The organism is Streptomyces sp. NPDC001194, from assembly GCF_042896985.1.
GTDB lineage: Bacteria > Actinomycetota > Actinomycetes > Streptomycetales > Streptomycetaceae > Streptomyces.
The window spans coordinates 1-19,560 of the sequence record NZ_JBIAXU010000009.1 but is presented as its reverse complement, the minus strand read 5'-3'; the positions used below and the strand labels follow the sequence as shown (position 1 = coordinate 19,560).

The 19,560-nt window shown below is 74.8% G+C and carries 15 protein-coding genes and 2 pseudogenes; 8 read left to right on the top strand and 9 right to left on the bottom strand.

Going from position 1 to position 19,560, the window contains the following annotated elements:
• Positions 1 to 9: 9 nt before the first annotated feature.
• Both ACFY1T_RS20005 and treZ read right to left on the bottom strand, forming a co-directional pair.
• Positions 10 to 780, bottom strand: coding sequence for a class I SAM-dependent methyltransferase (locus ACFY1T_RS20005; RefSeq protein WP_390789296.1), 771 nt, complete (start codon positions 778 to 780; stop codon positions 10 to 12).
• 9 nt (positions 781 to 789) lie between these two features.
• Entirely contained in the window at positions 790 to 2,544 is a 1,755-nt protein-coding gene (gene treZ, locus ACFY1T_RS20000; RefSeq protein ID WP_390789295.1) for a malto-oligosyltrehalose trehalohydrolase, read from the bottom strand.
• A gap of 109 nt (positions 2,545 to 2,653) precedes the next feature.
• Between treZ and ACFY1T_RS19995 the strand changes: the two genes are divergently transcribed.
• Positions 2,654 to 3,217, top strand: coding sequence for a DUF1707 and FHA domain-containing protein (locus ACFY1T_RS19995; RefSeq protein ID WP_390789294.1), 564 nt, complete (start codon positions 2,654 to 2,656; stop codon positions 3,215 to 3,217).
• A 41-nt stretch (positions 3,218 to 3,258) separates the two neighbouring features.
• Complete coding sequence (locus ACFY1T_RS19990; protein WP_390789293.1) at positions 3,259 to 3,774, top strand: GNAT family N-acetyltransferase; 516 nt, start codon at positions 3,259 to 3,261, stop codon at positions 3,772 to 3,774.
• On the opposite strand, the gene ACFY1T_RS19985 is transcribed toward ACFY1T_RS19990, so the two are convergent.
• Both ACFY1T_RS19985 and treY read right to left on the bottom strand, forming a co-directional pair.
• Complete coding sequence (locus tag ACFY1T_RS19985) at positions 3,764 to 5,098, bottom strand: M14 family zinc carboxypeptidase (RefSeq protein WP_390789292.1); 1,335 nt, start codon at positions 5,096 to 5,098, stop codon at positions 3,764 to 3,766. The two genes, ACFY1T_RS19990 and ACFY1T_RS19985, sit on opposite strands and share 11 nt — an antisense overlap.
• Positions 5,099 to 5,214: 116 nt before the next feature.
• On the bottom strand, positions 5,215 to 7,473 hold the full coding sequence (gene treY, locus ACFY1T_RS19980; RefSeq protein WP_390789291.1) for a malto-oligosyltrehalose synthase: 2,259 nt from the start codon (positions 7,471 to 7,473) through the stop codon (positions 5,215 to 5,217).
• 82 nt (positions 7,474 to 7,555) lie between these two features.
• On the opposite strand from treY, the gene ACFY1T_RS19975 reads away from it, so the two are divergent.
• A complete protein-coding gene (locus tag ACFY1T_RS19975) occupies positions 7,556 to 8,869 on the top strand; it encodes an MFS transporter (protein WP_390789290.1) in 1,314 nt (437 codons plus the stop codon).
• On the opposite strand, the gene glgX is transcribed toward ACFY1T_RS19975, so the two are convergent.
• Positions 8,854 to 10,968: a glycogen debranching protein GlgX gene (gene glgX, locus ACFY1T_RS19970; RefSeq protein ID WP_030863347.1), complete on the bottom strand. Its 2,115-nt coding sequence runs from the start codon at positions 10,966 to 10,968 to the stop codon at positions 8,854 to 8,856. The two genes, ACFY1T_RS19975 and glgX, sit on opposite strands and share 16 nt — an antisense overlap.
• 307 nt (positions 10,969 to 11,275) lie before the next feature.
• On the opposite strand from glgX, the gene ACFY1T_RS19965 reads away from it, so the two are divergent.
• The gene (locus ACFY1T_RS19965) at positions 11,276 to 12,574 is read left to right on the top strand and encodes an SAV2148 family HEPN domain-containing protein (protein ID WP_390789289.1); all 1,299 of its coding nucleotides are present in this window, start codon (positions 11,276 to 11,278) and stop codon (positions 12,572 to 12,574) included.
• A 72-nt stretch (positions 12,575 to 12,646) separates the two neighbouring features.
• On the top strand, positions 12,647 to 13,372 hold the full coding sequence (locus tag ACFY1T_RS19960; protein WP_390789288.1) for a 3'-5' exonuclease: 726 nt from the start codon (positions 12,647 to 12,649) through the stop codon (positions 13,370 to 13,372).
• Between the two features lie 377 nt (positions 13,373 to 13,749).
• On the opposite strand, the gene ACFY1T_RS19955 is transcribed toward ACFY1T_RS19960, so the two are convergent.
• Positions 13,750 to 14,610, bottom strand: coding sequence for a phosphotransferase enzyme family protein (locus ACFY1T_RS19955; protein ID WP_390789287.1), 861 nt, complete (start codon positions 14,608 to 14,610; stop codon positions 13,750 to 13,752).
• A gap of 86 nt (positions 14,611 to 14,696) precedes the next feature.
• Between ACFY1T_RS19955 and mgt the strand changes: the two are divergent.
• Positions 14,697 to 16,003 (top strand): annotated as a pseudogene (mgt, locus tag ACFY1T_RS19950) (macrolide-inactivating glycosyltransferase).
• On the top strand, positions 16,000 to 16,551 hold the full coding sequence (locus tag ACFY1T_RS19945; protein ID WP_390789286.1) for a DUF1697 domain-containing protein: 552 nt from the start codon (positions 16,000 to 16,002) through the stop codon (positions 16,549 to 16,551). The pseudogene mgt and the gene ACFY1T_RS19945 overlap by 4 nt, the downstream one beginning before the upstream one ends.
• A 30-nt stretch (positions 16,552 to 16,581) precedes the next feature.
• Here ACFY1T_RS19945 and ACFY1T_RS19940 read toward each other — a convergent pair whose 3' ends face one another.
• The gene (locus ACFY1T_RS19940; RefSeq protein WP_030863362.1) at positions 16,582 to 17,430 is read right to left on the bottom strand and encodes an aldo/keto reductase; all 849 of its coding nucleotides are present in this window, start codon (positions 17,428 to 17,430) and stop codon (positions 16,582 to 16,584) included.
• A gap of 46 nt (positions 17,431 to 17,476) precedes the next feature.
• Between ACFY1T_RS19940 and ACFY1T_RS19935 the strand changes: the two genes are divergently transcribed.
• Complete coding sequence (locus ACFY1T_RS19935) at positions 17,477 to 18,478, top strand: ketopantoate reductase family protein (protein WP_390789285.1); 1,002 nt, start codon at positions 17,477 to 17,479, stop codon at positions 18,476 to 18,478.
• A gap of 185 nt (positions 18,479 to 18,663) precedes the next feature.
• Here the strand turns inward: ACFY1T_RS19935 and ACFY1T_RS19930 are convergent, their stop codons facing one another.
• On the bottom strand, positions 18,664 to 19,443 hold the full coding sequence (locus ACFY1T_RS19930) for a sirohydrochlorin chelatase (protein ID WP_390789284.1): 780 nt from the start codon (positions 19,441 to 19,443) through the stop codon (positions 18,664 to 18,666).
• Positions 19,444 to 19,460: 17 nt separating this feature from the next.
• A pseudogene (locus ACFY1T_RS19925) lies at positions 19,461 to 19,560 on the bottom strand (ABC transporter permease); the annotation flags it as partial.

Sequence of the window (19,560 nt, the reverse complement as noted above, 5' to 3'; positions counted from 1 at the left end):
CCCGATCCGTCACGACTCTCCGGCGACGAGCAGGCGGTAGCCGTAGTCCACGCTCTCCTGTTCCAGCAGGCGGGCGTGGCGCCGGTGCCAGGCCCCGGACTCCAGGTCGGCGCGCAGCCGCTCCATCGCCGGTTCCACCACGGAGGCGGGCAGCGTGGCGAAGGTCGAGCTGGCCGCCCGTACGGCGGGGTCGAGGTAGGCCTCGGGCCTGCGCCAGTGGGCGGTCTGCAGCCCGTCGGTGAAGTCGTGCGGGATCGGGAAGGGCAGGACGGTGTGCGCGTCCAGCGCCTCCACGACCTCGGCCAGCGGCGTGAACCGGGACGCGTCCATCTCCCGTATCTCCGGCAGGTACTCCTCCACCAGCCACAGCTCGGGCCGGTGACCGGGGTCCCAGGTGAAGACGGCCTGGCGGCGCGAGACCCGGCGCAGCTCGCCGAGCCCGCGGTGCGGATCGCGCCAGTGGTGCACGGTCAGCACGGCCATGGCCGCGTCGAACGCGCCGTCCCCGAAGGGCAGTTCCTCCGCCCCCGCCTTCACCTTGCGCCGACCGGGATGCTGGTCGAGCATCACCTGGGACGGGTCCACGGCGGTGACCTCGGCGTCCCGCGGCTCGTACGACCCGGTCCCCGCACCGACGTTGACGACGGTGCGGGCACCGCCCAGCGCCTGCCGGATCAGTCCCGCCAGCCGGGGATCGGGCAGCCGTACCTTCTTGTAGCCGATCCCTATGCGGTCGTAGACGGCCGCCGGCGCGTGTTCCCCTTCACGTGTCTGTTCCATGGGGGAAAGCTACGGCCCCAGCAGCACCGCCGACTCCGCGGGGACGTGCACGCGGCCGTCCGGCCCCGGGTGCTCGACCGGTTCCCAGGCGGCCAGTACCCGGACCCCGTTGCGGCCCAGGGCGATCGTCACCGGCTCGGGGGAGAGGTTCACCGCCACCCGGACGTCGCCCCGCCGGAAGGTCACCCAGCGGCGCTCCTCGTCGTACGCCACGCGCACCGCCCCCAGGTCCGGATCGCGCAGGTCCGGGTGGGTGCGCCGGAGGGCGATCAGGGTCCGGTACCAGGCCAGCAGCCGGTCGTGCGGGGCGCTCTCCGGCTCCGCCCAGTCCAGGCAGGAGCGGTCCCGGGTGGCCGGGTCCTGCGGGTCCGGGATCTCTTCCGCCTTCCAGCCGTGCGCCGCGAACTCCCGGCGCCGGCCGCTGCGTACGGCCTCGGCCAGCTCCGGATCCGGATGGTCGGTGAAGTACTGCCACGGAGTGCCCGCGGCCCACTCCTCGCCCATGAACAGCATCGGCACGAACGGCCCGGTCAGCGCCAGCGCCGCGCCGCACGCCAGCAGCCCGGGGGAGAGCGAGGCCGCGAGCCGGTCGCCGAAGGCCCGGTTGCCGATCTGGTCGTGGGTCTGCGTGTAGCCGAGGAAGCGGTGCGCGGAGGTCCGGCGCCGGTCCACCGGGCGGCCGTGGCTGCGTCCCCGGAACGAGGACCAGGTCCCGTCGTGGAAGAACGCCCGGGTCATGGTCTTGGCCAGGGCGGCGAGCGGGGCGTCCGCGAAATCTGCGTAGTACGCCTGGGACTCGCCGGTCAGCGCACAGTGCAGGGCGTGGTGGAAGTCGTCGTTCCACTGCGCGTGCAGGCCCAGCCCCCCGGCCCCCCGCGCGGTCGTGGTGCGCGGATCGCACCGGTCGGACTCGGCGATCAGGAACAGCGGGCGGCCCGTCTCCGCGGCCAGCTCGTCCACGGCGGCCGACAGCTCCTCCAGGAAGGTCAGCGCCCGCCCGTCGGCGAGCGCGTGCACGGCGTCCAGCCGCAGCCCGTCGATCCGGTAGTCCCGCAGCCAGGCGAGGGCGCTGCCCAGCAGGTACGCGCGCACCTCGTCGGAGCCGGCCGCGTCCAGGTTGACCGCCGCGCCCCACGGGGTGTGGTGGGTGTCCGTGAAGTACGGGCCGAAGGCCGGCAGGTGGTTGCCGGAGGGGCCCAGGTGGTTGTGGACCACGTCCAGCACCACCCCGAGCCCGGCCCCGTGGGCCGCGTCCACGAACCGGGCCAGCCCGGCCGGGCCGCCGTACGGCTCGTGCACCGCCCACGGCGCGACCCCGTCGTACCCCCATCCGTGCCGGCCGGGGAAGGGGCAGACCGGCATCAGCTCCACGTGCGTGACCCCGAGCGCGGTGAGGTGGCCCAGGCGGGCGGCGGCCGCGTCGAAGGTGCCCTCGGGGGTGAAGGTACCGATGTGCAGCTCGTACAGGACCGCGTCCTGCAGCCGGGTGCCGGGCGCCGGAGCCCGCGGGGTGAGCGGCTCGAAATCCACCACCGCCGAGAGGCCGTCGGGCCCGTCCGGCAAACGCCGCCCGCGCGGGTCCGGCCGTACGGGCTCCTCCCCGGGCGCCACGCCCAGCAGGAATCCGTACCGGTCCCCTTCGGCGGCCTCGGCCTCGGCGGTCCACCACCCGGCCCGGTCCGGATCGCGTGCCATTTCGTACGTCGCCTCGCGGAGCCGCAGCGCGACCCGGTCTGTCAGCGGTGCCCACACCTCGAACTGCACGGACGGTTCCCCTCGTCTGCGGTACCCGGAACGTGTGCCGGGGCCATCATCGCGCGGACGGCCGGAGGAGTTCTGGACACTCCGGCCCTGACGGGCCGACAATCACCCTGTGACGTCGAGTTTCGAGTTCCCCGCCTTCCCGGTACCGCGCCTGTCCGACGCGGAGCGCGACCGGGCGCTGGAGCAGCTCCGCGAGGGTGCGGCCCTCGGGAAGCTGTCCCACGACACGTTCCTGCGCCGCATGGAACTCGCCCTCGTCGCCCGCCGTTCCGAGGACCTCGCGGTCCTCACCGCAGACCTCGGCAGCCGCGGGGGCGGCGAAGGCCCGTGGACCCGTCGCGTCTTCGCCTGGGTGGGCCGGGCCTCGGCCGTGTCCGCCGGGGTCCGGCGGGCCTGGAACGCCGAGAGGCTGCCCAAGCTGCTGCTCCCGCACCCGAGCGCCCGGTCCCTGCGGATCGGCCGCGACCCCGGGAACGGGCTGCGGCTCACCGACGAGACGGTCTCCCGGGTCCACGCCGAGCTCGGGCTGCGCGACGGGGTGTGGGTGCTCACGGACCTCGGCTCCTCCAACGGCACCACGGTCAACGGCCGTCGCGTGACCGGCTCGGTGGCGGTCCGCGACGGGGACCAGATCGGCTTCGGGCGGATGAACTTCCGGCTCTCGTCCGGCTAGCGGGTGCCCCGCCGATCTTGTCCGGCCCGAAGATGGTGCCCATGGAAGCCGAAGAAACCAGGGAACACCGGCCCGTCGTGCGCGCCGCGCGCCCCGCGGACCTGCCCCGCCTCGTCGAGCTCGTCCACGAGCACGTCGCGTACGAGAAGTCCGCGCCCCGGCCCCCGGACCTCGCCGGCCGGCTCGGGCCGCAGCTGTTCGAGGAAGGCTCCCGGCTGTGGGTGCTGCTGGCCGAGGCCCCGGACGGATCGGTCGCCGGATACGCCGCCTGCTCCGCCGAGTTCGCCTTCTGGGACGCCCGCCACCACCTCCACATGGACTGCCTCTACCTCGCGGAGGCGGCCCGCGGGCACGGACTCGGCGCCGCCCTGATGGAGGGGGTGTCGGACCTCGCCCGCGAGCTCGGCCTCGACCAGGTCCAGTGGCAGACCCCGGACTGGAACGAGGGCGCGATCCGCTTCTACGACCGGCTCGGGGCCGCCGGCGCGCCCAAGCGCCGCTACGCCCTGCCCGTGCCGCCGCGGCCCGGGCAGGCCGCGGCGGACGCTACGCATTGACCGTCCCGTCGGGTCCCTCCGTCCGGCCGGGGCCGGCGGCCCCGGCCGGCCCCTCCGTGAGAAGGAGGCGCTCGTACGCCGCCAGGACCGTACGGGTCTGGTGCTCGACCTGCGCGGCCACCGGGATCGGGCGCGCCCGGAACCGGGAGGAGAACTCCTCGCACCAGCCGGTGACGAGCCGGTCCAGCCCCGGGGCCGCCGGGTGGCCCTGGGCGCGGAGCACCCGCAGCAGCATCGCGGCGGCGCGCAGCGACAGCCGCCGCCCGAAGGCGTCGATGCTGCCGATGGCGGCCGCCGTGGCCTCGGCTGGGGCCCCGGCACCGGTCCACTCCACGGTGATCCGGGGGATCAGCGCGAGCGTCCAGTCGACGGCGCGCAGCAGGGCGGCCGCATCGGCGTCCGCGCCCGGCTCCGGCGCCGCCGGCACCCGGTCCCGTACGCGGGCCACCAGCGCGGCGTCGGCGGTGAGCCGCCCCGCCAGGGTTCGCAGGGCGCCGCGCGGGTCGGGGTGCGGGGCGGGATCGTCCACCAGGTCCGAGGCCCACATGGGGACTTCCACGATGGCCGTGGTGCCGGCGTACCGGTGGGCGTGGTACCAGGTGCTGAGCCGGGTGTCCTCCGGGTGGAACGCCCCGCCCGGGTCGGCCCCGGGCTGCGGCATCACGAAGATCCCGGGCCCGGGGGAGGGCCAGCCGGCCGCGTCCGAGGCCCCGGTCTCCACCGGGATCCGCAGCTCGGCGGCCGATTTGGCGAACGGCTCCGCCAGGCCCGGTATGTCCCGGGTGAGCTGGACCCAGGAGCCGCCGAGGTCGGTCCCGTGCAGGGAGACCTGAAGGGCGGGGCGGAGCTCGTCGATGAGCGCGGTCAGGGCCCGGGTCTCGGGCGGCAGCCGGTCCGGGGGCAGTAAAGACGGCGCCCACTCGGGCTGTTCGGGGCCGGGGGGACGGAAGAAGTTGCGGTGGTAGTCGAGCAGGGAGTGGGGGCGGGGCGTGCGGTGCAGGGCCGCCCCGTCGGGATCTGCGCAGAGCAGGAAGTGCCAGCCGCGTCCGGCGCGGAACACCGGATCGTGCAGGACGCGCCGGGCGAGGGCGAGCGCGGTGGCCCCGCCGACGGGCTCGTTGGCGTGGGCCCCGGCGACGACGAGCACGCCCGCGCCCCGCGGGCGGCCGCTCGGCCCGACGGAGAGCAGCCACAGGGGCCGGCCGGCCCGGGAGGTGCCGGTCCGGCGGAGCCGTACCGGGCCGGGATGCTCGTCGGCCAGGGCGCGGGCGGCCAGGGCAAGTTCGGATGGTGTGGGGTAGCGGATGTCACGGAGGAGGGTCACGTCTCATGCAATGCCCGCCGTGCACGCCCCCTACTGCTCCGCGCGCCCCACACTTCCCGGAAACCCCTGGCCAACGCCTTGCCGCGGCGGCCTTCCGCGTGATCCGGAAGACCCCCTCAGCCGCTCCCCTCCTCGCGCAGCAGGACGGCGACCGGCCGCGCCGAGAGCAGCTCCGCGAGCCGGACCTCGCCCTCGTACGCCTGCGGGCCGCCCAGCTCCAGCAGCGCCGTCCACCGCCCCGGCGGCAGGGGCAGGACGGTGTCCCGCCAGCCCCCCGCTCCGGCGAGCCGGTGCGAGAGCCGGGTGGCCGCCGCGACGAGCCCGGCCGGGCGGGCGAAGGCCAGGCAGTGCTCCGCCGCCGCGCCGCGGGCGGTCAGCGCGGCGTACCCGGAGAACAGCCCGGGCCTGTTCCGCCGCAGCCGCAGCAGCGCGGCCGTCAGCGCCAGCTTCTCCTCCGCCTGCCCCCGCGGCGTAGCCCCCGCGTCCAGCCGGGCCAGGGCCTCGTGCGGGAACAGGGCCGGGCGCCGGTTGTCGGGGTCCACCAGGGCCCGGTACTCGGTCTCGGCGCCCTGGTAGACCTCCGGGACCCCGGGCATCGCCAGGTGCAGCAGCGTCATGCCGAGCAGGTTCGCCCGGGCCGCCTCGGCCAGAGCGGCGGGCAGCTCCGGGCCGTCCGGCACGTGGTCCGAGACGGTGGCCTCGTACGCCGGGTCCTGGTCGGTCCAGCTCGTGTGCAGGGCGGCCTCGCGGACGGCCTTCAGGAGCGCTTCCCGCAGCCGCTCGGCGCGCTCGGGGACCTCCCCGAGGCCGAGCGAGGTCTGGCGGGCCACCCAGGCCAGTTGGGGGTCGGGTCCGGCGGGCCCGCCCATCGCCTCGGGGGCCTGGGAGAGGGCGGAGATCCGGGCCCGGACGTCCGCGCTGCGCTTGGTGTCGTGCGTGGACAGCACCGTCCCGGAGCCGGGCCAGTCCCGCTCGAGCTCGGCGCAGTACGCGTGGAACTCGGCGGGCGGGAGCGCCGGCCGCCCCGGGTCCCCGCCGACCTCCGTGGCCGACAGCAGCGGGGCGTACCGGTAGAAGGCGCGGTCCTCCAGCGACTTGGCCCGCAGCGCCGCCGAGGTCTGGGCGAAGCGGGCCGCGAAGGCCGGATCGCCCCGTACGAGGTCCCGTACGCCGGCCACCGCGCCCGGACCGGCCGGCGCGGCGGCCGCCGCCAGGGCCTGCCGGTCGAGCTCCGGCTGCCCGGGGTACGGCCGGTAGACCGGATAAGCGATCAGCAACTCCCTCACAGCCGGAGCGAGTTCCGGCCCGGCTGCCCGTTCCAGGGCCGCCAGCTCGGCCGCCAGGTCGCCGGTCAGCACCTCCCGCGCGCACGCCCCGGCCGTCTGCTCCCAGGCCGCGCTGCCGGTGAACTCCACGTACCGCCGGGCCAGTTCCGCGGCCCCGGCCGGGTCGGTGAACACCCCGTCCACGCGGTGCAGGGCGTCGTACCCGGTGGTCCCCGCCACCGGCCAGGCGGGCGGCAGCCGTTCGTGGCGGGCCAGGATCTTCTCCACCACCACCCAGCAGCCCCCGCCCACCGCCGCCCGCAGCCTCCGCAGGTACCCCTCCGGGTCTGCCAGCCCGTCCACGTGGTCGATCCGCAGCCCCTCGGCCACCCCGTCGCGCACCAGTTCCAGCACCTTCGCGTGCGTGGCGGCGAACACCTCCGGGTCCTCCACCCGGACCCCGATGAGCTCCGAAATGGTGAAGAACCGGCGGTAGTTGAGCCGCGTGCGGGCCTCTCGCCACCAGGCCGGCCGATACCACTGGGCGGCCAGCAGCTCGGCCGGCGCCAGCCCCGCGGTCCCCTCCCGCAGCGGGAACTCCAGCTCCCCGTGGCGCAGCACGCCGCGGTCCCGGTCGGGCGTGAACGCGTCCGGCTCGGGCGGCCCCGGGAGCACCGGCAGCAGCACCTGGCCGCCGCCCGCCTCCCAGTCGATGTCGAACCACCGCGCGTACGGGGAGCCGGGGCCCTCCCGCAGCACCTCCCACAGCGGCCCGTTCAGCCGCAGCGGGGACGGCACCGCCATGTGGTTCGGGACGATGTCCAGCACCAGGCCGAGCCCGTGCCCCCGGGCCGCCGCGGCCAGCGCCCGCAGCCCGGGCTCGCCGCCGAGCTCGGCCCGCACCCGGGTGTGGTCGGTGACGTCGTACCCGTGCGCCGAGCCGGGGACCGCCTCCAGCACCGGCGAGAGGTGCAGGTGGGACACCCCGAGCGAGGCGAGGTAGGGCACGGCCGCCTCGGCCGCGGCGAAGGGGAACTCCGGTCGCAGTTGAAGCCGGTACGTCGAACTCGGGGCTGATTCCGTCTGGATGCGCGCATACGGCTGGCTCATGAGAACGTACGTACCCAGCTTGCCGGATTCCGTGCCATTACCCAATGCATCCGGGTGACTGCACCGGGTTAGCGTTGATCAAGTGGCCGGAACCGTCAACACCTATCGAAGAGTCATCGCCCTGACCGGGCCCCTCCTCCCGCTCCTCTCCTTCCTCGCGCGACTGCCCGTCGCGATGTCCCAGTTCGGCAGTGTGCTGCTGGTCGCGCAGACCAGCGGCTCGCTCGCCACCGCCGGCATCGTCGGCGGCACCCTCTCCGCCGGGCAGGTGGTCTTCGGGCCCGTCCTGGGCCGGCTCGCCGACCGGTACGGGCAGCGGCCCGTGGTGCTCGCCGCCGCCGCCGTCAACGCGGTCGCCACGGGCGCCCTGGTGGCGGGGGCCCTCGGCGGTCTCGCGACCGCCCCGCTCGCCGCGGTCGGCGCCGTCACCGGGGCCTCCGTACCGCTGATCGGGCCGCTCGCCCGGACCCGCTCCGTGGCCCTCGCCCGCCGGTCCGGGTCCGACGAGGGCGTCGTGGGGGCCGTCCACTCGCTCGAAGGCACCCTGGACGAGGTCTCCTTCGTCTTCGGTCCGGCCCTCGTCGGACTCGCCGCGCTCGTCGCGCACCCCGCGTTCGCCCTCGGCGGGGCCGCCGCCCTCGTGGCCGTCTTCGGCACCGCCTTCGCCCTGCACCCGACCGCCTCCGTCACGGCCGGCACGGCCCCGAAGGGCGGAGCGCGGGACGGAGCCGGGGCCGCCGCCCGCCGCCCCGCCCGCCACCCGCGCGTCGTGTACGCCGTACGGGGCTCCCTGCTCCTCCAGGGCGCCATGTTCGGCGCCTGCCAGGCCGGAATAGCCGCCCTTACCGCTCGTCTGGGCGTCCCCGGCCAGGCGGGCATCGTGTACGCCGCGATGGGTGTCGTCAGCGCCGCCGTGGGCCTCGCGCTCGGCGCGCTGCCCGCCCGGATCGGGCTGCGGGTGCGCTGGCGGGCGGCCACCGCCGCCGCGCTGGTGTTCTCCGTACCGCTGCTCTTCACCGACGCCCTGTGGCCGCTGTACGCGGCCGTCACGGTGCTCGGGGCCGCCTACGCTCCGCACCTGATCACCGCCTTCGCGCTCACCGAGCGGGCCGTGGAGCCCGCCCGGCTCGCCGAGGCCATGGCCTTCGCCGCCAGCTCGCTCGTCGCCGGGCAGGCCGCGGCGCTCGCCGCCTCCGGACGGCTCGCGGAGCGGTACGGGCCCGCCGGGGCCTTCGCGGTCGCCGTCGGGGCGGCCGCGCTGTCCCTCGTCCTCGCCCTCGTGACCCGGGTGCCGGCCGCCCGGGCGCACCCGGCCGCGCCGAAGGCGTTCATCCCGGCGCAGCAGACCGCCTCCCCGGAAGGAGCCCCGTCCGGCACCCCCTACGCCGGGCGCTGAAGCACCACCAGGCACCTCCCCGTCAGGGCCACCCGGTCCCCGGCCGCGAACTGCGGTCCGGTACCGGGTGGCAGTACGTCCGGACGTGCGGTGTCCACGACGAGGCGCCACTGCGCGCCGTGCCCGGCCGGGATCGTGAACTCCTGCGGATCCGCCCCCGCGTTGAACATCAGCAGGAACGAGTCGTCGGTGATCCGCTCCCCGCGCGAGCCCGGCTCGGAGATGGCCTCCCCGTTGAGGAACACCGTCAGCGAGCGCGCGTGCTGCGCCTGCCAGTCGCGGGCCCGCATCGGCTCCCCGTGAGGGGTGAACCAGGCGATGTCGGAGAGCTCGTCGTCGGTCCCCTCCACCGGCCGGCCGTGGAAGAACCGGCGCCGCCGGAACACCGGGTGGTCGCGCCGCAGCCACACCATCCGCCGCGTGAACTCCAGCAGGGCGGGCGCCGGTTTGCCCGGCTCCGGCCAGTTCACCCAGGACAGTTCGTTGTCCTGGCAGTACGCGTTGTTGTTGCCGCCCTGCGTGCGGGCGAACTCGTCGCCGTGGCTGAGCATCGGCACGCCCTGCGACAGCATCAGCGTGGCCGTGAAGTTGCGCATCTGGCGCTCGCGCAGCTCCAGGACCTCCGGCTCCTCCGTGGGCCCCTCCACCCCGCAGTTCCAGGACCGGTTGTGGGTCTCCCCGTCCCTGTTCCCCTCGCGGTTCGCCTCGTTGTGCTTCTCGTCGTACGAGACGAGGTCGTGCAGGGTGAAACCGTCGTGGCAGGTGGTGAAGTTGATCGACGCCAGCGGGCGGCGGCCGTCGTCCTGGTACAGGTCCGAGGAGCCGGTCAGCCGGCCCGCGAACTCCGCGAGGGTGCGCGGCTGCCCGCGCCACAAGTCCCGCACGGTGTCCCGGTACTTGCCGTTCCACTCGGTCCACAGCGGAGGGAAGTTCCCCACCTGGTAGCCGCCCTCGCCCAGGTCCCAGGGCTCCGCGATCAGCTTCACCTGGCTCACCACGGGATCCTGCTGGACCAGGTCGAAGAACGAGGAGAGCCGGTCCACCTCGTGGAACTGCCGGGCGAGGGTGGCGGCCAGGTCGAAGCGGAATCCGTCCACGTGCATCTCGGTGACCCAGTAGCGCAGCGAGTCCATGATCAGCTGGAGCACGTGCGGGGACCGCATCAGCAGCGAGTTCCCCGTCCCCGTGGTGTCCATGTAGTGCCGGGGGTCGTCCGTGAGGCGGTAGTACGAGGCGTTGTCGAGCCCGCGGAAGGACAGCGTCGGGCCCAGGTGGTTGCCCTCGGCGGTGTGGTTGTAGACCACGTCGAGGATGACCTCGATCCCCGCCTCGTGCAGGGCCCGCACCGCCGACTTGAACTCCAGCACCTGCTGGCCGCGGTCGCCGGAGGCGTAGCCGTTGTGCGGGGCGAAGAAGCCGATCGTGTTGTAGCCCCAGTAGTTGCTGAGCCCGTCGTCGACCAGCCGGTGGTCGTTGACGTACTGGTGCACGGGCATCAGCTCCAGCGCCGTCACCCCCAGCTTGGTGAGGTGCCCGATGACCGCCGGATGGGCGAGCGCCCCGTACGTGCCGCGCAGCTCGTCGGGCAGGTCGGGGTGACGCATGGTCAGCCCCTTGACGTGCGCCTCGTACAGCACGGTGTGGTGGTACTCGTGGCGCGGCGGGCGGTCGTTGGCCCAGTCGAAGTACGGATTCACCACGACCGAACTCATCGTGTGCGGAGCCGAGTCGAGGTCGTTGCGCGAGTCGGGCCGGCCGAAGTGGTAGCCGTAGACCTGCTCACCCCAGTCGACGCTCCCGGCGATGGCCCGCGCGTACGGGTCCAGCAGCAGCTTGGCCGCATTGCACCGCTGCCCCCGCTCGGGCTCGTACGGGCCGTGCACGCGGAAGCCGTAGCGCTGCCCGGGCATCACTCCGGGCAGGTAGGCGTGGCGTACGAAGGCGTCGGTCTCGCGCAGTTCGACCGCGGTCTCCGATCCGTCGTCGTGCAGGAGGCACAGCTCGATGCGTCGGGCGGCCTCGGAGTAGACCGCGAAATTGGTGCCGGCGCCGTCGTACGTGGCGCCGAGCGGATACGCCTGTCCCGGCCAGACCTGCATGGATTCGGCTCTTCCCCTCGTTCCCCCGGCTGGCGGGCTGATGTCTCGGTGCCGATCCGGCGTGGACCGTGTCTGTTCCAGATCTTCCCCGAAAGTGGGCCCGCACGCGGGGACTTGGGATGCTCCTACCGGGTGACCCGGAGAGCTGATAGGCGGGTCAGCGGACTATGCGGGCATCCGATAATGGGTCAACGGACCACCCGTGTGCGGCCCGTCGGACCGCATCGGGCTGCACCGGGCGCCGAGCTCGGAGTACCCTTCCGTGATCACTGGAGACGGGCGTCCAGACGCAGAAGGCGGTGCACGGGTGAGCTCGGGAGGTCTGGAGCTGCCCCCTGGTGACAGCGGTCACGAGGGCGGCCCGGAGGACGCCCCAGGAGGTGCACCCGATGGTGCGCCCGGCGGGGTGTCCGGCGGCATGCCGACGGGGGTGCCGGCCGGGGCGGTGTCGCTGGCCCCGACGGCGGCCGGGAGTGTGCGGGCCGGCGCCGAGCTGGACTGGGGCGCGGACGCGTGGAGCGAGGTCCGCACCCGCGCGCAGCGGGCCGGCCGCGCGTACATCTGGCTGAATCTGATCGAGCAGCGGCTGCGTGCCGTCGTCGGCGCCGTGCTGCGGCCGATCTACGAGCCCGTGCACGGCGGGGACGACTGGGTGGTCGCGGCCGCCGGGCCCGCCGGGCAGGAGTGGGTGCAGCGGGCCGTCGCGGTCCGCGAGGTCAGCCGGCGCAAGGGCTACCTGCTCGACCCCGCGGACGACAACGTGCTGAGCTTCCTGACGCTCCCGCAGCTGCGCGAGCTCATGGTCCAGCACTGGCCGTGCTTCGAGCCGTACTTCGACGACCGGCGGGAGATCGAGCTCGCGCTCGACGAGCTGGAGGTCACCCGGAACGTGGTCTCCCGCAACCGGGCCCTGTCGCGGGCGGTGCTGGAGCAGGCCGAGCGGGCCTCCGCGCGGCTGCTGGAGGTGCTGGGCGGCGGCGCGGGCTCCCCGGGGGCGGACCGGCTGCCGATCGACGCCGTCGAGGACCTCGTGGGCGACCGGTACGCGGACGTCATCTCGGTCCACCCGGACCGGGTACGGCTGCAGCGGCAGCTCCCGGCCGAGGACCTGTTCGGGGGCGCGCGGCGGCTCGACGCCATCGGCATAGGGCTCAACCTGCTGGTGCAGAACTTCTCCGGGCGAAGACTCGTGCGCCTGACGGAGGCCGGCTGCCGGGTCCGGCTGCTGTTCCTGAACCCGGCCAGCAGCGCCGTGAAGCGGCGCGAGCGCGAGCTCGGCCTGCGCAAGGGCGAGCTGAGCCGCTCGGTGGAGATGAACATCCTGCACGTGCGCCGGGTGCGGGCGGGGCTGCGGGATCCCTCGCGGTTCGAGATCCACGTCTTCGACGAGACACCCCGCTTCACCGCCTACCTGGTGGAGGGGGAGACCTCGGGCATCGCGGTCGTGCAGTCGTACCTGCGCCGGGCGCGCGGCATGGAGGCGCCGGTGCTGGTCCTGCGGGGCGGCGGCACCCGCGGTCCGGCGCGGGACGCGGAGCACGGGCTGTTCCCGACGTACCGCGAGGAATTCGAGTCGATCTGGGAGGACTCCCGCCCGGTGTCCTGACTGTCAGTGCCCCGTGGCAGGCTGAAAGTCACAGACAGAAGGTGCACGGGGAGTGCGGGGGAGGGGCGCGGCATGGGGGACTGGCACGGCGGTGTGCTGATCGGATTCGACCTGGAGACGACCGGCACGGAGCCGGGGGAGTCGCGGATCGTGACGGCGGCGGTGGTCGAGGTGCGGGCGGGCGAGGTGCGCGGGCGGCGCGGCTGGCTCGCGGATCCCGGCATACCGATCCCCGAGGAGGCCGCGGCGATCCACGGGATCAGCACGGAGCGGGCGGTGGCGGAAGGCCGCCCGGTGCGGGAGGTCGCGGACGAGGTGGCGCGGGCGCTGGTGGAGCACTGGCGCCGGGGCGCGGTCGTCGTCGCGTACAACGCGGCCTTCGACCTGTCCCTGCTGACGGCCGAGCTCGCCCGGCACGGGCTGCCCTCGCTGGCCGACCGGCTGGGCGGGGCCGAGACCGGGCCGGTGGTGGACCCGCTGACCATAGACCGGGCCGTGGACCGCTACCGCCGCGGCAAGCGGACGCTGGAGGCGGTGTGCGGGGTGTACGGGGTCACCCTGGACTCCGCGCACGACGCGGGCGCCGACGCGCTGGCCGCGGTGCAGGTGGCCCGTGCGATAGCCGCCCGCCACCCCGAGGTGGCGGAGCTCACCCCGGCCGCCCTGCACGCCCGCCAGGGCGCCTGGCACGAGCGCTGGGCCCGCGATTTCCAGTCCTACCTGCGCCGCCAGGGCACCCCGGACGCGGTGATCGACCCCAACTGGCCGCTGCGCACGGCCCTCCCGGCGACGGCCTGACGGCTCGGGCCGGCCACTCCTCGCGGTGGACGATGTGCAGGTCGCGGTCGGCGGGATGGCAGTCCACGCTCCGGCAGCAGTGCCTCCCCCCGTGGTTGAACTGCCGGCCGGGGCCCGTGCGGGCGAGCTCGGCGAACTCCCCGGCGGCTTCCCGGCAGGTCCGGGCGCTGCCGGTCTTGAACAGCGTCTTGCCGTGGACGTCCTGGCGGAACCGGTCCCGGTTCTCCTGGTCGAACCAGCCGTTCACGTACCAGGGGTCGTCGACGAGCAGCGCGCGGACGGGGGTCCGGGCCGGGCGGATGACCTTGAACTCCGCCGCGCCCAGGCGGGCGGTGTGGATCGTGGTGCGCAGTGTCGTGTGCCGCTCCTGGTACGCCCTAGAAGGCGTGCCAGCGGGTTTCCGGGTCGCCGTCGCGCAGGGAGGTGACGCGGCGGCGGAATTCTGTCAGGGCCTTCGGGTTGGCCGGGGCGTGCTGGGCCACCCAGGCGCAGCTGGCCGTCTCTCGGGCGCCGCGGAGGACCGCGCAGCCCTCCCAGTCGCGTACGTCCCAGCCGTACGCCGTCACGAAGGCCTCGTACGACTGCGCCGGGAGGCCGTACCGGTCGCGGGAGAGGGCCATCACCACCAGGTCGTGCTCGCGCAGGTCGGCCGAGACGGTCTCCAGGTCCACCAGGACCGGCCCGTCCGGGCCCACGTGGACGTTGCGGGGCAGGGCGTCGCCGTGGATCGGGCCCCGCGGCAGATGCGGGGTGAGCGCGGCGACCTCCTCGGCGTAGGCGTCGCGCCGGGCCCGCAGGTAGGCGGCGTCGGCCGGGTCGACGGACTCCCCGGCCAGCCGGAGCCAGCGCTCGACCCCGCCCAGCAGGTCCCGCGCGGGCAGCGCGACCGGCGCCGCCGGGAGGGCGTGGATCCGCCGCAGCAGCACCGCCAGGTCTTCGGGGCCGGCCGGGCGGACCGGGTCCGGGAGGCGGTGCCACACCGTCACCGGATGGCCCGCCACCAGCCGGGCCTGAGGCTCGGCCGCGCGGACCGCCGGGATCCCGGCCTCTTCGAGCCAGCCCGCCACCGCGAGCTCCCGCCCGGCCCGCTCCAGCAGCGCCGCCTCCCGGCCGACCTTCACCACCAGCCCGCCCACCGCGAACACCGCGTTCTCGCCGAGCGCCAGCAGTGTGGCCGGACCGGCCGGTCCGGCCAGGCCCGCCGCCGTCAGTACGTCCCTGGCCTGCGCTTCGTCCATGCCCTCGTTCCGAGCCTCTCCGGATCCGGATCTTCGTGAATCCGCCCAGTTTCGCACCCCGGTCCGTGGGTGGCCGGAAATTCGCGTTGCACGAGACGTCTCGTCTCGTTAGGTTCGGTGCATGACCTCAGCCATCCCCGCCAAGCCCGCGCACATCGCCATGTTCTCCATCGCCGCCCACGGGCACGTGAACCCGAGCATCGAAGTGATCCGGGAACTCGTCGCCCGCGGCCACCGGGTCAGCTACGCCATCCCGGCCTCCTTCGCCGGGAAGATCGCGGAGACCGGTGCCGCTCCGGTGATCTGGAACTCCACCCTCCCCACCGACGACGACCCCGAGGCCTGGGGCGCCGAGCCCATCGACAACCTCGAGCCGTTCCTGCGGGACGCCGTCCAGGCCCTGCCGCAGCTCGCGGCCGCCTTCGAGGGCGACGAGCCCGACCTCGTCCTCCACGACATCACCTCCTACCCGGCGCGCGTCCTCGCCCACCGCTGGGGCGTCCCCGCCGTCTCCCTCTCCCCGAACCTGGTCGCCTGGACCGGTTACGAGGAGGAGGTCGGCGAGCCGATGACGGCCGCACTGCGCGCCACCGAGCGCGGACGGGCGTACTACGCCCGCTTCCGCGCCTGGCTCGACGAGAACGGCATCGAAGAGGACTGCGACCCCTTCGTCGGCCGGCCGCGCCGCAGCATCGTGCTCATCCCGCGCGCCCTCCAGCCGCACGCCGACCGCGTCGACGAGACCGTCCACACCTTCGTCGGCGCCTGCCAGGGCGACCGCAGCGCCGCCCAGGGCAGCTGGGAACGCCCGGAAGCGGCCGCCGGGAAGAAGGTCCTGCTCGTCTCCCTCGGCTCCACCTTCACCAAGCAGCCCGCGTTCTACCGCGCCTGCGTCGAGGCCTTCCGCGACCTCCCCGACTGGCACGTCGTCCTCCAGATCGGCAAGTTCACCGACGAGGCCGAACTCGGCGCCGTCCCCGCCAACGTGGAGGTCCGCCGCTGGGTCCCCCAGCTGGACGTCCTGCGCCAGGCGGACGCCTTCATCACCCACGCGGGCGCGGGCGGCAGCCAGGAGGGCCTCGCCACCGCCACCCCGATGGTCGCCGTCCCGCAGGCCGTCGACCAGTTCGGCAACGCCGACATGCTCCAGGGGCTCGGCGTCGCCCGCCACCTCCCCATGGAGGAGGCCGACGCCCGCACCCTGCGGGAGGCCGTCCTCGCACTCGTCGCGGACCCCGGGGTCGCCGCCCGCGCCGAGGCGGTCCGCGCGCAGATGGCCACCGAGGGCGGTACGCGACAGGCCGCCGACCTCATCGAGGCCGAACTGGCCGCACGGCCCACACCGCCCGCACCGCCCGCATCGTCGGCGCGCCGTCCTATCGTTCGGTCATGACCACGAAGAAGTACGCCGCCCTGCTGCGCGGAATCAATGTCGGCGGTGCCAGGAAGGTCCCGATGGCCGAGCTGCGCGAGGTCCTCGAGGGGCTCGGCCTCACCGAGGTCCGGACGTACCTGCAGAGCGGCAACGCCGTCTTCACGAGCCCGGAGAAGGACCCGGCCGCCCTGGCCCGCGAGCTGGAGCGGGCCATCGAGGCCCGCTTCGGCTTCGCGGTGGCCTGCCTGGTGGCCGACGGGGAGTACCTGCGCGCCGTCGCCGAGGCCTGCCCCTTCCCGGCCGCCGAGTTGGAGGGCCGGCAGCTGCACGCCACCTTCCTCTCCGCACAGCCCGCCGAGGAACGGTTCGCCTCGATCGACGGGCCCTCGTACCTCCCGGAGGAGTACCGGATCGGGGACCGGGTGGTCTACCTCTACGCCCCGGACGGCCTGGGCCGCTCCAAGCTGGGCGAGGCGCTCCACAAACCCGCCGTGTTCAAGGGCATCGACGCGACGACCCGCAACTGGAACACCGTCGCCAAACTCGTCGAGCTCACGGCCGGCTGACGGCGGGCCGACGGCCGCGACGGCGCCGGGCTACCGGCCGAGCGCGTCCAGTACGGACATCTCCCGCGGCGTCAGCCGGACGGTCGCCGCGTCCAGGTTCTCGGCCAGGTGGGCCGGGGACCCGGTCCCGGGCGTCGGACACAGCACCGGCGACCGGTGCAGCAGCCAGGCCAGCGCGATCTGCCCCGGCCCCGCCCGGTGCTCGGAGGCCACGGCCGTCACCGCCGCCGCGCTCTCGCGCGTCAGGGCGCCGCTGCCCAGCGGGTAGTACGGGAGGAAGGCGATCCCGCGCTCCTCGCACAGCGCGAGCACCTCCGCCGAAGAGCGGTCCATCAGGTTGTACGGGTTCTGCACGGAGGCCACCGGGACCACCTCCAGCGCCTGCCGCAGCTGACCGGCGGTCACCGTGTCCAGGCCGATGTGCCGGATCTTGCCCTCCGCCCGCAACGCGGCCAGCGCGCCCAGCTGTTCCGCCACCGGGACCGCCGGATCGAAGCGGTGCAGCTGGTAGAGGCCGATGCTCTCCACCCGCAGCCGGCGCAGGCTCGCCTCGCACATCGCCCGCAGCTGCTCGGGCCGACCCGCGGCGTGCCACCGGTCGGGGCCGGTGCGCACCACCCCGCCCTTCGTGGCGACGACCAGCCGCTCCCCGTACGGGTGCAGGGCCTCGGCGATCAGCTCCTCGGCCAGGTCGGGGCCGTAGTTGTCGGCGGTGTCGATGAGCGTGACACCGCGCTCGACGGCGGTGCGCAGCAGTGCCCGGGCCCCGGCGCGACTGCCGCGCGGGCCCCAGTAACCGGGGCCGACCAGGCCGCCCGTGCCGAGACCGAGCCGCCGTACGGGGAGTTCTCCGCCGAGAAGGAACACGTCGTCCACCATGCCCCCGACGGTAACGCAGGGCACCGGATGTGCCAGGCTCCGGAGCATGCGTTACATCATCATCGGCGCCGGGGCGATCGGCGCGACCATCGGCGGACGGCTGACGGAGGCGGGCGCCGAGGCCGTCCTCGTCGCGCGCGGCGCGCACGCGCAGGCCCTCACGGCGGACGGGCTGCGGCTCACCACGGCGGACGGGGCCCGGGTGCACCGGATCCCCGTGGTCACGGGCCCGGCGGAACTGGGTGAACTGCGCCCCGACGACGTCCTGTTGCTCACCGTGAAGACCCAGGACGCGATCGCCGCGCTCGACGCGTGGGGCGACGCGGAGGTGGCGGGCGGCGGTACGGCGGCCCAGCGGCTGCCGGTGCTCTGCGCCCAGAACGGGGTGGAGAGCGAGCGGCTGGCGCTGCGCCGCTTCGCCCGCGTGTACGGGGTCTGCGTCTGGCTGCCCGCCACCTTCCTCGAGCCGGGCGTGGTCTCCGCGCTGTGCGCGCCGCTGACGGGCATCCTGCACATCGGGCTCGCGGCCGGGGGCGCGGACGCACGGGCCCGGCGGATCGCCGCCGACCTGGAGAAGTCCGGGTTCGAGGCGCCGGTCGTCGAGGACGTGATGCGCTGGAAGTACGCGAAGCTGCTGGGGAACCTGGGCAACGCCGTCCAGGCGACGACGGGCCCGGAGCCGCACCCGGCGAAGGCGGCCCTGCTGCTGCGCGCGCAGCGGGAGGGGCGGGCGGCGCTCGGGGCGGCGGGGATCGCCTACGCCTCCGACGCGGAACAGGCGGCGGCCCGCGACGGCAAGGTCGGCCAGCCTCCGGGCGTACGCGGCGGCTCCTCCTGGCAGTCCCTGCACCGGGGCACCGGCTCCATCGAGGCGGACTACCTCAACGGCGAGATCTCCCTGCTGGGCCGCCTCCACGGGGTCCCGACCCCGGTGAACGACACCCTCCGCCACGCGGCGAACATCTTCGCCCGCGAGGGCCTGCCGCCGGGCGCGATGGCGATCGAGGACCTGACGACCCTGGCCGACGAAGCGGCGGCCAGGGCCTAGGGGGTGTCCGCAAAGTGGCGCCGTCCGCCCGAAGGGCGGTCCCGCGGCGTCCGGTGCGCCGAGAGCGCGTGCCGGGCGTCGCGGGACAGGCGGGACTTTGCGGACACCCCCTAGGGGTTGTCCTGTCGGTCCCTGGACGGTGCGTCGGAACGTGCGGTCGCCGTGCCCGCCGGGCGGGCACGGCGTCAGGCCGCGGCGAGGAGGGGTGCGGTGCGCGGCGCCGTGTCGTAGCGGCGCAGGAGCAGGCGGGCCAGCTCGGGGGCCGCGCCGAGGACACCGGACACCAGGTCCGCCCCGGCGGTCTCCGCGCCCGCGGCGATACGGTCCGGCAGGCGCCCGGGGGCGATGACGTACGGGGCGACCGCCACCCGGCGGACGCCCTCGGCGCGCAGGGCCCGTACGGCGTCCTCCGTACGGGGCAGGCGGGCGGAGGCGAACGCAGGCCGCACGGCGCACCAACCGGTGTGCCGCCACTCCCGCGCGATTTCAGCGATCACTGCGATCGCCTCCGGGTCGGAGGAACCGGCGGACGCGAGCACCACGCCGGTGGTGGCGCGGTCCGCCGGGGTGAGGCCGGCTTCCGCGAGGCGGCGCTCCAGGGCGCCGACCAGCAGCGGGGACGGGCCGAGGACGTCCGCGATCCGGACCGAGAAGCCCGGCAGCCGGGACGTGGCATCGGCCAGCACCGCGGGTATGTCGGACTTCGCATGGAACGCCCGGGTCAGGAGCAGCGGGAGGGCGACGACCTCCCGTACGCCCGACCGGTACAGGGCGGAGGTCACCTGCGCCACCGTCGGGGTGTCGAAGTCCAGGAAGGCCGTCTCCACCCGCAGCCCCGGCCGCAGCGCCCGCACCCGCCGGGTGAGGGCGCGCACGGTCGCGGCGTGCCGCGGGTCGCGGCTGCCGTGGGCGATGACCAGCAGCACGGGAGCCGGGGCGGGGCCGGCGCCGGGAGTACGGAACACGGAACGCACGGCGCGCCTCAGCTCTTGACCAGCAGGCCGCGGCTGCGCAGGACCCGGCGCTCGACGGGGCTGAAGATGAGGAGGTCGATGGCGATGCCGACGACGAGGATGAGGAGG